We start from the raw sequence: 14232 nt of genomic DNA on the forward strand, positions 1-14232 counted from the left end.
CGCTCTACAGACGTGATCACCTCAATTGGATGCTTCGTCATATGACTACTCCTAGTGTTACCACTAGGACTGGCAGTCAGAAGCCCTCTATCGCAAGACGGCCTTCACCGTGGGCTTACTTCCGAATTCACGCAGGTTCTATTGAACGACGAATTTTGGGGCGCAAAGGAGAAATCATATCAGCCACGGGCGGCATTCGCCGACACCTCTGGAGTCGTGATCTTGAATATCAGCCAGGGTACAGGCAACGAAGAATATCGGGCCGGAGGCGTGCGAAAGTCCCTCAAGGAAGCCGCAGACCACAAAGAAGGCTAATGGGATTCTGGATTCCAGCTAGTGCCGGCCAAGCTACTGGGTAGATTAGCCGTCAGTCGTCATCATCGTCGCCATTATCCCGTACGCTGGACGCAAAGATGCTCGGAGCCGCCTGAGCCGGCGCGACAAGCACGGGCCACCAGAACGGACAATCACGCCAGCCGTCTTCTTCTCGCCCTTCCTGGCCAAGGAGCGCAAGGATCGGCAAACCGCCACCCAGCGAACGGAACGCAGTTCGTTCCTGATAGGACAAGGGGGCGTCGGAATAACGGCCGCTTTCACGTCGCCGGGTAATCGTCCTGCCCTTCGGCGCGATGATCCAGCAATCCCCGCGCTCCTCGCGCGGCGACGCGACCCTTGAGAAATACTCGACCGCGGCGCGGCACGCTTCCCAGTCGAACGAATAGCCATCCTCGAACCGAAATGCATCTTCCAGCAAATCGAGGATCTGTGCTGCCGTATCGCACTTAAATCTAGCCGGCTGTTTCGAGTCGACTGCGTCTGGGGGCACCAGCGCATCCACCTTGGCCATGATCCTGGACAGATCGGTCTTCGCCTTGGTCTGGAAACCCACCGGCAACAGGGCTCCATTGGGACGCAAGGAGACGATGTCCGACACAAGGATCTTGCTCGGCGCGCAAGGAATGACACGGTTGCTCAGGTCGCGCATGACGAAGGCCACGCCCCGGTCGTGCGCCCCGGTCTCGAACGCATGACGCAAGGCGGAGTCGAATTCGTGAACCGACTTCAGCGCATTGTAATTCCCCGCCGTGGTGTAGAATCGGCTGACGGCTAGGTCTTCCTTCGGTCGATTGCCATACATGCGCGCGTGCTGGAGCACTGTGTCCTGCTGCATCTTCTTAGGCGAGCGGCCATAGAAGAAGCCCAGGAGATTGGGAACGGTGATACCCCGGTCCAAAATCTGCCCGCCGATAAACACGTTGAAGGGGGTGCGCAACCGCAACTCGGCGTTCTCGTCGAGCAGGGCCTGAACGTCATTGTCGGAATTGACCCTTTCAGTCACGACGCCGCCCTTGATGAAGGCCTCCCGAACCAAAGCGCCAATGGCGTCGATCTCGGGCAACGCATAGCCACCCGCCGTTACTGACCGCTCCAGGTCATCGATCGAGCGTTTCACCAAATCACCGAAGATCGGATCGCCTTCTGTTGCCGCCTTCGACATGCCGGCGATGATCTCCTGCGCCACCGTGTGCTGCCAGGCGTGCGACGCTCTTGCCGTCTCGACATGGACGATCATCGAATAGCGACGCTGAAATGTGCCTGCCTGTTTCTGCTGGAGCCGGCGTATCGAGGCTGCAGTCACAAACGTCACCAGCGCATGTCGCAAGGATTCGGTTCGCTTGGAGGTCAGTGCTTCATCGGTACGGACCCGACGTCGGTCTTCCTTCTTGAGTGCCGTCAGTTCATCGTCGGTTACGGGATGCCAGAGGTAGAATTCGGGTTTGCTCTCATCGTGCTCACCGAAGTAATGGTCGCCGCCCACGTATCCCCCGTGGATCGGCACGAGCTGGGTAAAGGCCGGTCTCTTGGGCTCAAAGGTGAAGTTCTGGCCCGGCGTCGCTTCGTACTCCTCGGGCTGCAGATAGAGCGAATAGGGCGTGGCGGTCACCTGCAGAACCGCCGGGTTTGTCAGCTCGCGGCGAAGCTCGTCAATGCGGTCGGCGATGCGCCCCTGTTCGATTTCGTCCGAATCCTTTTTCTTGGTGAAACGGATCGACGCGAAATCGGCCTCGTCATCCACGATCAGAACACGCTTCCCTGCCAGCCTGGGATGGGTTTCCGCGAACAACTTCACCAGCCGCCGCATGTTGTTGGATTCCTTCTTGGCCACGAAGATCAGCTTGTGGCTGTCGATCTCCCATGCCGTGAGGTTCGGCACCGTCATGATATCGTAGACTGCCAACTCCTCGGCGTCGCGAAATTCGCGGTACTCGTTGGCGATACGGTTCACGGTCTGCTGGGCCAGCGTCTTTGTGCCCTTGGTCAAGACGACCGCAACGTCGAATCCTTCGTCGAAGGCCGCGGCGATCACGCCAAGGAAGGCGCGAGTCTTGCCCGACTGGATCTTGCCCAACAGCATGCCTGGCTTGTTGCCGTCCGTGTGCGACGATTGCAGCGCTGCCACCGTCCGCCGCACACAGTCTTCAAGCTCTGGTCCCTCCGGAGAGCCGCCAGCCGCGCGCGAAGCCTTCAGCCGATCGTAGAACCCTACGCTCATCTGGACTCCTCCGCGTCCGCCACGTGGTAAACCTTCATCACCTCGTCACCGTAATGATTGATGACCTTGACCGCGACCTTGCCGCCCGGGGGCGCCTCGAAGGGTTGCGAAACCGTGCTGTTGAGGACACTCCAGACGTCCTCATCCAGATCCGCCTTCAGTGCCGTTTTCAGCTTCTCGTAGGGGTCTTTGCCGCCCAGGAAGTAGGCTTGCCGCACGAAGAAGCTCGTCTGGTCGTAGTCGTCGTCGATGAACCAGCAGGCCACATCGTCTTCAACCTTGCCGGATGGCTTCAGCTCGCCGGTATTGGGATTGAAGATGTCGAGGCCAAGGATTTCCGCCTCCAACTGCCCATCCACGCGTTTGCGCAGCTTTACGTCCGGTTCGCCAAACACCACGAACAGGTTGCCCTGGTCTGCCGTCTTGAGGCGATCGCCCATCCGCAGGTCCTGATTCATGTTGACCTTGAGCACGGTCAGCCGGCCAAGCGACATGGTCTCGGCCGAAGCGTGGGCCTCGAAGGCAAAGCCGCACACCACCAGCACGTCGAACAGGTCCGCCGCTTCCCGCGCGGCAGCCACGATCATCGACCGTGTGACTGTATCGTATTCAGGGCCGATGAAGATCGCCGCACGCCGTTCGGGCGCCCCTTCGGTATCGCCTTCGACATAGCGTGCCTCGGCGTTGACGTAGCGCCCGGCGAAAGGCCGGATGGTCGTGAAGCGAAGCCGCTCACCCTTCTTGGTGTTGCCGACACCAGCCACTTTCAGGTTATCGAGCACCACGCGCACGAAATCATCACTCGTGCTACCGGCATCGTGTCTGCTCGCCAAACGATGCGGAGCATCCTCGCCATCGGCGAGCGTGGCAAGCAGCAGCGGATCATCCTCATCCGCCGGCAAGACGCGATGGGGCGAAAGACTGTCAACTGTGAATGGGCCTGCCACGCGGACAAGGCCCTTCAGTTCGACTGGCTTGTCGACCAGGTATTCGGTCTCCGCATTGGTTTCGATCGAGGTGTCAATCGCCTTCTGCCGGGCTATGCGCGCTTCCCACCAAGCAGCGTGGGGTCCGAGCGCCTCTATGGGCAGCGGGTCGCCAGGATGTTCGGGCAGATCGTCGATGGTGTAGCGGCGACCCAACTCCTTGTTCAGGTCACCAATGGCCTTGCCGATTTTCTTGTCGAGCTTGGCCATGTCGGTTTCATCGAGACTGTCTTCGCCGCGTTCCCAGTTGCTGCGAACCTTGGCCCGCTCGTCCAGCAGGGCGCGAACTTTAGCATGGAGCTTTGTCGGCTTGGCGTCCCAGGGATAGATCGGCGCGCGTGGAACTTCCCATTCGCGCCATTCGGTCTTCGCCATCCTGTTTAACTGCTCGCGCAGCGGTTCCAGCACGGCCTGGTGCTGCTCATATAGCAAGTCGATTTCTGCATTGTTGGCAATCGACTTCAAAGTGATGTGCGGTACGCGGTTCAGCACCAGGCCATGTGCGATGTCGTTGGTGAAGGGGCCCTTGGCGGTCGCTTGTGCCGCCGCCTCGACTTCAGTCGGTCGCCTGCCGAGTTGCAACGCCAGCTCTTCCACCACGCCGGCTTCGCTGTCTCTTATCGCATAATATGGGTAACGCGCGCTCATGAGCCGGGTCCGGGCAAGCGTCAGCGCCACGCGGCTGGTGTCGATGGTGATCCAGCGTCGCCCCCACTGCTCGGCGACGTAAGCGGTCGTGCCTGATCCACATGTCGGATCAAGCACTAGGTCCCCCGGATCAGTAGTCATCAGCAGGCAACGCTGAATGATCTTCACATTTGTCTGAACAACGTAGATCTTCTCGTCTGTGAATGAACCCGTCCCCACATCCGTCCATACATCGTTGATTGGAGCAACGTTGAAGTCGCTCAAGCGTCTCTGGAATTGCAACGACATGTTGCTTGTGAGGTAAAGTCGGCCCGACAACGACAGACGCCGCATGCCTGGCTCGTTGGTTTTCCACCCACCTTTTCCCGGACCGATTAACTGATCGCGGTACTGAAGCTTGAAGGTTGCGCTATCCGGCGAACTCTGACTGGTAAGATTGTCGGGGCGAAAGAGATGCGCACCTTCATCGAGCTTAGCGATTCCCGCCAGTTCTTCGGACGTTGCGTTCCGGTCTTGTCCATCTAGCTTAATCACCCGTCGATATAGACCCGCAGAATCCATGTCGGATTTATCGAAATAAATCTGACGATACTTCACGATGTCCTTGTTCTTGGCGTACCAAATGACAATGTCGTGGACACCGGCTAGGGTGACTGTTCCTCCGCTTGGGCTGCCAGCTCCGCTTGTGGTCTTCAGAACGATCTGTCGTACGAAATTGACCGAGCCAAAGACTTCATCGAGCACTGCGCGGACCCGGTGGACGTTCTCGTCGCTGATCTGAACAAAGATCGATCCGGTATCAGTCAGCAAGTCCCGCATCGCCTCCAGGCGATCTCTCAAGTAGCTGAGATAACTATGAATTCCGTCTACCCAAGTGTCGCGGAAAGCCCGAACTTGCTCCGGTTCTCGTGAGAGCTGGCTTGCCTTCTTCGCGGTTCCCATCTGGCCGTCTTCGACCTTGGGTTTGGTGGTAGAGACCTGCCAGTTAGACCCGAATTTGATGCCATAGGGCGGATCAAAATAGATGCACTGGACCTTGCCGCGCAAATCTTCCTTTTCGGCGAGGCTGGCCATGACCTGGAGGCTGTCGCCCAGGATCATGCGGTTGGTCCATTTCATTGTGTGCTGATAGAACTCGAGACGGTCTTCTTCGTCGATGCCGTTGAAGTCCGAAAACAGGTCGCGCTGATCGTCGAATGAAGCGGACGCTCCGCTGCCCGCGCGCCGGCGGATGTCATCGATGATCGCCTTGGGATGGATCTTCTCGGCTGTGTAAATCGGCACGGCGTCCACGCGCAGCGCCTGTTCGTCCTGCTCATCTTTGCCACGCCAGGTCAATTGCACTGCCCCTTCGCCATTCTCGCTGTCCGCCCAGACCAGTTGCGGGTCGAGCGCCTTGTTCCGTTCATACAATTCCGGGTGTGTTGCCGGGCTGTAGCGGCGCTGAAACACCACTTCGGTCGGAGTCGCCTCGTCGTCCGCAAGGAAGCTCTGTAACTCCATCGTCGGATTGTTCGGCCGCCGCGCGCCCTTGTGCTGTACGGTTGCCACATCAATCGGTTTCCGGGGTGCCTTGGCCATGTCAGGAAACCTTCTCTAAAGTGCCGGCCGCGACTTCGAATACCTTCACGATCGTCTCGAACGCCCGCGACATGTCATAGGGCTGCACGATTTCCACCGGAGGTCCCCAGCGCCCGAATCGCCCGTCATTGCGTACCGCCGGCAACCAAAGGCTAGCTAGCGTGTCGGCCTTTACCTGGTCTTCCTCGGTCCGTCGGCCCTTGATCTCGACCACGAGCTGCAGCGGATCATCGTGGCCATCATCCCAATGCACGATGAAATCCGGGCGGTACACTCGCTCCTGCCCCATGAAGACATAAGGGACTTCGAAGCCCAGCGCATGGTTCTTGACGTATCCCCGCACCTGCGGGATGCGTTCGAGGCGCTCGGCGAAGGCAGCTTCCCAATCGCTGTCATAGACGACGTAGTTGACTTGGCACTTTGTCGGATCTGTGGTCAGAAGCGTTGTCTTGGTCGTGAAGAAATCGACGTGCTTGCTCGACCCTTCCGGTTCGAAGGGTGCCAGCACCGGGAGGATTTCCTCGCTCCCCGCCTGCGACAGCGTCTTGGCGCAGGCCCGGACGATCCTATCAACGGCTTCGTCGCGATAGCTGGCAAGGCTGAGCCAACCGACTGAGCGGCCATCATGCAGGTGCAGGCATTCCGCCAGCCAGCGTTTGGCAATGCCTAGGAACTGCGGGAACAAGAATGTCGGCTCGGTATCCACGTTTTCAGTCATTCGTGCCCACCGTTCCAGGGCGCGCTTGGCTAGCATGTAGGCCACCGTCTGGCTGCGGACCGCGTCAAGATCACCCATGCCGATGACGTTCGACTGGCCGACCAGCGGATCGACCTCAGTTTCTTTGGGAATGGGCGTGTCAGCGCCCAGCCGCATGTGGCTGTCAGCAACGAACGTCGCGCTCAGCCTTCCCTGTGGGAAGACGACGCGATAACCCAGTACGCGGGGGAAGCGTATTTCCGGTGCGGCGCGCGTATCGTCTGCGAAGATACGGGTACGAGGTTTCGGTGGCGAAAAATCCTTGCTGGAGTTCGCTGGCATGAAATCGAATGGCACGCCGAGGACGTCAGCGTATTCCGCCCGGAAGAAGCCCTCGTCATCGGGTTCGTAGGATACGCGGCGTAGCGCGCGACCCACGACCTGCTCGCACAGCAGTCGAGTGCCAAAGGCGCGGCAGCCGAGAATGTGTGTGACGGTATTGGCGTCCCAGCCCTCGGTCAGCATGGATACCGACACGACGCATCGCACCGTACCGCCCATCCGACCCTTCTGTCCGACGGTGTTCATGACCTCGCGCAACAGGTCGGCATCGGTGATGGCTTCCGGATCTCGGGCGGGTGTCCGGCGAAGCTCGCGTCGAAATGCCTCGATTTCTTCTCCGGCAATCTTCTTGAAATCATCCGAAATGGCGTCGCCGCTTTCAAGCTGTGCGGAATCGATGAGGATCGTACGAGGCCGCTCAATAGGCTTTCCACTTTCGACATTGTTGAACAGGGGCAGGTTGCCGGCACGCCACTTGTGCTTCGCCGGATCCTTTTCATCCGGGTTCTCGCAATAGCCCGCGATCCAGTCGTGTATCAGCTTCGAGGTCGACGTATTGTTGGCAACGACGATGAACACGGGTGGCGTTTCGGCACTCTTCGCGGCCCACTCGGAGAACTTGGCCTCATAGTCGCGATAGAGTGCGCGCAATGCGGCTTCGAGCTGCGCCGGCAGCTCTTCAGCGGAATAGGTTTTGCCGGCCTTTCGCTGGCCCTTGCGCGGAAGCTCGTTGCGCACATGCTTGTAGACGTGACGGAAAATCGGCTCTTCGCGTTTCACTACATCGTCATGGGTCGGAACGCGTGGCACCTTCACGATCCCGCATTCAATCGCATCCATCAGTGAAAAATCGGAAACGACCCACGGAAAGAGCTTGCCCTCTTCCTGGCCTGAACCGCGGAGGAAGAAGGGAGTTGCCGAAAGATCGTAGACGGTCTTGACCCCAAGAACGCGGTCCACTCCCCGAATCCCGTTAATCCAGACCCTGGCCTCCTTGCGGCTGGCTTCCGCCTCGGCATTGGCTTCGGCGGCGGTCTCTTCCTCTGAACGCACAATAGGCTCGATCTCCGCCGTCGGAGGCGCTTCGTAGCAATGATGAGCCTCATCGTTGATGACGATGATCCCACGCCGGCCCATCAGCGGCTTCATGACGCGCTGGACCATTTCGGCTTCAGTTTCTCGGAACCGAGCGTCGAAGGTCTCGGGATCCTCTCGCCCGCGCAGCGCCTCCAAAGTGCCCGGCTTGATGTCCCCCTTCGTCTTGAGTTGAAACGAATGGTAATTGGTGACCACGATGCGCGCCTTGCGCAGGTCATCCATCATGTCGCGCGGAACGATTGACAGCCTCTCGTAAATCGAGTTGCTCGACTCAGGCTGCAAAACGCGCAGCCGGTCCTTGATCGTGATGCCTGGAGCCACCAGCAGGAAGGCATCGGTGAACATCTTTGATTGCGGCCGGCGCGCCTTGTTGATCGCCTGCCATGCAATCAGCATGGCCATGACGGTCGTCTTGCCAGCACCCGTCGCGAGCTTCAAGGCGAGGCGGAACAGACCAGGATTCGAACCCTCGCTTTGCTGCCGGAAATATTCCAGATGCCTGGCATGAACAGGATTCTTTGGCGCGACCTCGGTCAACCAGATTAGCGTCTCGGCAGCCTCTACCTGGCAGAAAAACAGAGGTCGTTCACGGTCTGTCGCGCGCCAATGCTTCAGCAACCGGACGGTTTCGTACGTGACCCCCCAGCTTGCTTCGGGAGAGCTGCGCCACTGGTCAACTTCGGCCCGGATGGCGTTAACACGGTCATTTGCTCGTCGCTCCGCTGCACGCTCATCGAGTATCAGCTCTTGCTGGCCGCCTTTCACACGCTTCGGGGTCGCAACGGCGACGATGTATTCGGACCGACGTCGCCCTTCAATCGTCTCACCCGTTGGCATGCCGTCGTCAGACAGGGCCCAATGCCGATCCGGCTTGAAGAACGGGCGGTTGAGGATGGGATTCTCGATAGCAATCATGAGTGTTGTTAGAGCATTTGATGTAAGCGCGGACAAGCGGGCGACTGTCAGTACTAACAGGCATTATTTGGCGCCGTCGGGGTCGGAAACTTATAGATCGCTCCGTCCGGCTGTGAAGAGCTCGCCTCATCCATGTCCTGGGTTCAGAAACGCTATTGCTTGTGCGCCGATAGAGCTGCCTATTGAGGTTGCTCGGCAGCGATTTCTCTGACCGATCAGAGCGACGAATGCGTAACGTCCGTTCCTGGTGATCGATGCGGCCGAGCCGGGCGGTGGTGTATCGGCTCTGTTATGGCTGACGCTGCCGGATGCCGCCGCCGAAGCCGTCAAAGAGGATTACCGACCCGTCGGAAGCAAATCGGCGCGCCAGTGACTGAATTAAAACGGTCTTTCCGGAACCGCCCCCCGGCGTGGATTAGGAATGGACCGCCCGATCGCCGTATTGTTGCTTCGATCTCGTCGAAGCAATCTCGTTCAATAACCTGGGGGAACGTCCGGAAACGCCTGTGAGATAGGAAAGAGCTCGTTCTCATCGTCGATTCCGAGGCACACGCGAAGCATGGACCACTCGGCCTCGGCGCGACCTCATTCCATGTGGCCGTAGGCCAGGCGATCAAGAACCTCGGGAACATGTCATTTTCCCGAAGAACGGATCGCAAACAAAGTTCAGGGTTGGGGCGTCACGTATAATGCCCCCAGGGCAAGTTACCCAGATTGCCCGAGTTGTTCGCTCCAACGCTCCCGACCTTCTGGATGCTCTGAGGAACGCGCGTACTGCGCCTGACTCCATTCGTCGCGCAATCATCGTCACATCGTCGATCAGCAAGCAGGCGATAGAAAACGCCTTTATCTCCATCCAGAACGGGCAGAAGCCAGCGCCGTCGTTTGTTCAGCTCTATTGGCTGTTGCAGTCCTTCTTCTCCGCTTGCGCCGAGGTAGGCGCGGTCGACGCCATTGTTTGCCAACCCTGATTCCAAGAGCTGCCGGCGGCCGCGATACAACCTGTGGCTAGTGCGAGCTAAGGTCAAGATGGACGTTGGGCACACCTCGTGGCGGCTACGCGGAGCCGCTTGATATCCGCTGGACCGGAATTTTCCGGAGGTGACTGGTCGCTGAGTGATCGAATTTCGCGGCCGAGGAATGCCCTCTCGCATAAGGACTCAATGGCTCAGCAAGAACCAAGCGCGGCGCCTTTTTCGAAAGCAAGGTAGAGAAGGCAAGGTTGCCCCTTTAGTCCTGTATTGTTTCCTGAATGGACCCGGTCTGGAACAAATAAGTCCTTCTGGTTGCAATCCTCCTGTCTATCCGAACCTAGTTCTTGTCAAGGATTCAAACCTCGTAACGCCCGCATTCAAAAAGAGAAAATATGAACGATCACAATCCGTTGGGTCGTATATATGGAAGCGCTAATGGTTGCAATTATGTCGGAATAGTGCCAAGGTTGCTTCATTCTGATGTCCTAGAGTGACGAACCAATACAACTGATGATAGTGATAGTTCGGACGGCGAACGTGACCAAGATGAGTGCAGCTTAAAATAAGCGAGTGCCAACTGGAAAGGGTCGGCGATGCGAGGGTTCCCGTCAGAACGAGAAGGGTCGCGTCGACGCCCCGGCACATGCCGGAGAGGCTTTGACACCTGTCGTCGATCGAAAGCCAATCCACTGACACGACGCCAAGATGCGGTCCTGAGGCAGAGACAGAGTGGTGGTCCCCGAACACCGGGCGACATTGTCGCGCGTATGGCTCAACAACTCCTCGCCGCCGAGCGAGAGTTTGATGCTTCTGAAACTGTGTTCGCTGAGGAGCAGTCGCAGCCAACGTGACGCAAGAACGGGGTGCCACTGGTCCAGCTCTCAGTCGTGATTGGGATCTGGTGGAAAGCTTCGTCGATCCGGATTTCGAGTCGGTTCTGAGCAGCGAGGGCGGCAGTCAGTGCTGTCCTCAACGAAAACGTGGCAAGCGCATCTGCGCGCCGCGCCTGTCTGACTACATTTATATGGAGGAAGTGTATGCGTCCTGCGATCAATTCCACTCGTGCGTTTCTTTATGCACGGTCTGGCTGCGAAAGCCAGAAGGCTACCCGGAACGTATATGAGCAACTCCAACGCTTACGAAAGTATTCGCAAGACCGTTCATATGTCGTCGTGGGCGAAGCTAGCGACGCTGCGGAATCGGGATACAAGTTCTTGCGGCCCGGGCTGATAGTGGCCATGCATTTGGCGACAAGGACACCGCCAACATTTGACGTTCTTCTGGTCGCCGATGTGTCCCGCTTGGCACGAGATGCAAGAACGTTGCTGCGGATAAGGTCTTGCCTGACTGGAAGGGGCATCCGGACTGAACTCGTTGATCCCCCCACTGTACTGTGGGAGGCCACTCGGGAAACACCGCAGAGGGCCCTCAGAAACTTTCTTGGTATGGAAATGGGAGGACGCGATGTGGGAGAGTGAGCTCATTCTCAGGACAGTCCATCCAGTTCTCGAACGAATAGCCGGAACGCCGCGCGCCAGGAAAGATCTGTTCGCGGTCATAAGCTCGATCATGGAGAGCTTTGTTGACCGTGCATACGGCATTGATGCTGTCCAGCAGGCGACGGTTTGTCGTCCAGACAATGTGCCATCCGACCCCACAGCTCTAGCTCGCCGGGACCGACGGGTACGATCCGGACAACGGAGGCGAAGGCGTGCAATCGACACTCGAACAACGAATGCGTCAAACAAGAGGAGGACAAGGTGGTGTCAGACAAAGATATCTTGACGTTAGGATACACCCGCGTCTCGGGTAAGAAACAAGTCAAAGAAGGAGACGGCCTCGGCTCACAGGAAGCGCGTATTCGGGAATACGCACGAACTCGCGGCTACCCCGCTCCCTCTATGGTGTTCACGGATGACCGATCAGGGGGGACAGAGATTCGACCAGGTCTCGCAGCAATGCTCAAGTTCTTGATAAAGAACCGCGGCTCCGATTGCATCGTAATTATCGATGATATCACACGACTTGCACGAGGCATCACCGTACACCACAAACTGCGTGCTGCGATTGCGGCAACTGGTGCACGGCTCGAATGCCCATCCTTCGAGTTCGGTGATAGTTCCGACGACATGCTCGTCGAGAATCTCCTTGCCAGCGTCTCGCAGCATCAGCGGCAGAAAAACGGAGAGCAGGTTCGCAACCGCATGCGGGGACGCCTACTCAATGGCTACTGGTGCTTCTCATCCAAGCCGCCTGCGTACGAATTCGCCAAGATAAGTGGGCAAAACACTTTGATCCGCGTGGAGCCAATTGCATCGATCGTGACCGATGCACTCGAGGGCTTCGCTACTGGTCGGTTTCAGACACAAGCAGAAGTGCAACGCTTTCTACAAGACAGTCCTGGGTATCCGAAACTGACAGATGGCACGGTCAAATTCGATCGCGTGACCGAAATGCTGACCTGTGTGCTTTATGCAGGCATGATCGAGTATCTACCGTGGGACGTATCGATCAGAAGAGGATGTCACCAAGGGCTGATCACCTATGACACCTATCAACGAATCCAACAGCGTCTGAATGAGAACGCCAAGGCGCCAGCCCGCGCTGATTTGAGCCAACATTTCCCCCTCCGCCAGGCCGTTCAATGCGCGCACTGCGGTGGGTTGCTTGGAGGAGCGTTTTCGCGGGGCCGAAACGCAGAGTATCCCTACTATTTCTGTCTGAACAAGAAGTGCGAAAGCTACAGGAAGTCCTTTAGCAGTGACGAGATGCACGAGGAGTTCGAAGCTCTGCTGAAGATGATGTCGCCCGCCGTGGAGATCATTGACGTCGCTTCCACCATTTTCCGAGAAGCATGGGACAAGCGGTCTGTTGGCTCTACAGAACGGACTGCTCAGCTTCGACGGGAAATCGGCTCGACCGACAAATTGATAGGACTCATGATTGATCGAATCGCGAGTTCCTCCAACCCGCAGTTGGTCGAAGCGTATGAGACACGCCTGATCGATCTCCAAAGGAAGAAGGTCGCTCTCGCCGAGAAAATCGAAAATTCAGAGAAGAATCTGCCGGATTTCGATGCAACCTTACGAACCGCCTTGGCGTTTCTGGCAAGTCCTTGGAAACTATGGGAAACCGGAAAGCTCGCAGATCGGCGAGCCGTGCGAAAGTTGGTTTTCACCGAGCATCTTCAATATGCCCCGGGTATCGGCTTTCGAACCGCTGAAACCACTTTACCGTTCAAGGTGTTAGCAGACCTCACGACTCAGGATGTTGGAATGGTGCGGGCGACGGGGATCGAACCCGTACAGCCAAGGCCGAGGGATTTTAAGTCCCTTGCGTCTACCAGTTTCGCCACGCCCGCTTGCGGCGTTTTCAATATCTCGCGTCATTCGCGATGGGAAGAGCCGCGAGGAGTAAAAATCATGCTTCCGTTGCCGCCAACGGAGGCCGTCCATCTAATCCCGGGAATTGCGCATCTGCGAGGCGCCCCTGCGCTCACACTTTTCCACATCATCTTCGAGTGTTTGCAAAGCCGCCGAAGGGCGCTACCTATTGACCAGCCTCACATCACGGAACACCCCATGAGCCATGACACCGTCGTCACCGCCGCCATGCTCGCCATCGGCGACGAGCTGCTTTCCGGCCGCACCAAGGACAAGAATATCGGCCACCTCGCCGAGCTCCTTACGCTTTCCGGCATCGATCTCAAGGAGGTGCGCATCGTCGCCGACGACGAGAAGGCGATCGTCGAGGCGCTGAACGCGCTTCGCGCCCGATATGACTATGTCTTCACCTCGGGCGGCATCGGGCCGACGCATGACGATATCACCGCCGATGCGATCGCCAAGGCGTTCGGCCTGCCCTGCGAACACGACGAAACGGCGATGACGCTGCTTGCCGAGATGTACCGTCGCCGCGAAATGGAATTCACCGAGGCGCGCCAGCGGATGGCGCGCATGCCGCGCGGGGCTGCCCATATCGCCAATCCGGTCTCGACCGCGCCGGGCTTCATCATCGGCAATGTTTATGTCATGGCCGGCGTGCCGCAGGTCTTCCAGGCGATGGTCGACAATGTGCTGCCGACGCTTCGAACCGGTACGCCGGTGCTCTCGCTCGCCATCGCCTGCCCTTACGGCGAAGGCGATATCGGCACGCCGCTTGCCGCGATTCAGAAAGCCCAGCCGGACACCAGCATCGGTTCCTACCCTAGATATATCGGCCAGAAATTTTCGACCGAGATCGTCGTGCGCGGCCGCGCGCAGGCGGCGATCGATGCGGCCGGCGCCGAGGTGCATGCGATGATCGACGCCATCCGCCGAAAAAAGGAGGTCGTCGAAAACCCTTCCGCCGAGGCTTGAGGACAGCACGGGTGGCCATCCTTGATATCAGTCAAGGAACAGGAGAACGGTCCGGGTGCATTGCCTCCCTCGCGCCAGC

General features: G+C 58.2%; 5 protein-coding genes, 1 tRNA gene and 1 pseudogene. 3 read left to right on the forward strand and 4 right to left on the reverse strand.

What is annotated here, in order from left to right; genetic code table 11:
• Positions 1-367: 367 nt before the first annotated feature.
• From EFD56_RS28120 to EFD56_RS28130, 3 genes are read right to left on the reverse strand one after another with little or no spacing between them, the layout of a single operon-like run.
• A complete protein-coding gene (locus tag EFD56_RS28120) occupies positions 368-2554 on the reverse strand; it encodes a Z1 domain-containing protein (RefSeq protein ID WP_126906878.1) in 2187 nt (728 codons plus the stop codon).
• Complete coding sequence (locus tag EFD56_RS28125) at positions 2551-5769, reverse strand: site-specific DNA-methyltransferase (protein WP_206513430.1); 3219 nt, start codon at positions 5767-5769, stop codon at positions 2551-2553. Before EFD56_RS28125 ends, EFD56_RS28120 begins: the two co-directional genes overlap by 4 nt.
• Position 5770: 1 nt before the next feature.
• Entirely contained in the window at positions 5771-8821 is a 3051-nt protein-coding gene (locus EFD56_RS28130; protein WP_126906879.1) for a BPTD_3080 family restriction endonuclease, read from the reverse strand.
• Between the two features lie 2011 nt (positions 8822-10832).
• On the opposite strand from EFD56_RS28130, the gene EFD56_RS33755 reads away from it, so the two are divergent.
• A complete protein-coding gene (locus EFD56_RS33755; RefSeq protein ID WP_126906880.1) occupies positions 10833-11273 on the forward strand; it encodes a recombinase family protein in 441 nt (146 codons plus the stop codon).
• A gap of 285 nt (positions 11274-11558) precedes the next feature.
• A pseudogene (locus EFD56_RS33760) lies at positions 11559-12011 on the forward strand (recombinase family protein); the annotation flags it as partial.
• A 1060-nt stretch (positions 12012-13071) separates the two neighbouring features.
• Here EFD56_RS33760 and EFD56_RS28145 read toward each other — a convergent pair.
• Positions 13072-13156 (reverse strand) — tRNA-Leu (locus tag EFD56_RS28145).
• A gap of 220 nt (positions 13157-13376) precedes the next feature.
• Here EFD56_RS28145 and EFD56_RS28150 point away from each other — a divergent pair.
• The gene (locus tag EFD56_RS28150) at positions 13377-14153 is read left to right on the forward strand and encodes a competence/damage-inducible protein A (RefSeq protein ID WP_126906892.1); all 777 of its coding nucleotides are present in this window, start codon (positions 13377-13379) and stop codon (positions 14151-14153) included.
• The last annotated feature ends 79 nt before the right edge of the window (positions 14154-14232 follow it).

Origin of the sequence: Rhizobium phaseoli, from assembly GCF_003985125.1 — a bacterium.
Lineage (GTDB): Bacteria > Pseudomonadota > Alphaproteobacteria > Rhizobiales > Rhizobiaceae > Rhizobium > Rhizobium phaseoli.

Coding starts and splice junctions, on each gene's coding strand:
- EFD56_RS28120 (WP_126906878.1), bottom strand. CDS start 2,554: ATGAGCGTAGGGTTCTACGATCGGCTGAAGGCTTCGCGCGCGGCTGGC.
- EFD56_RS28125 (WP_206513430.1), bottom strand. CDS start 5,769: ATGGCCAAGGCACCCCGGAAACCGATTGATGTGGCAACCGTACAGCAC.
- EFD56_RS28130 (WP_126906879.1), bottom strand. CDS start 8,821: ATGATTGCTATCGAGAATCCCATCCTCAACCGCCCGTTCTTCAAGCCG.
- EFD56_RS33755 (WP_126906880.1), top strand. CDS start 10,833: ATGCGTCCTGCGATCAATTCCACTCGTGCGTTTCTTTATGCACGGTCT.
- EFD56_RS28150 (WP_126906892.1), top strand. CDS start 13,377: ATGAGCCATGACACCGTCGTCACCGCCGCCATGCTCGCCATCGGCGAC.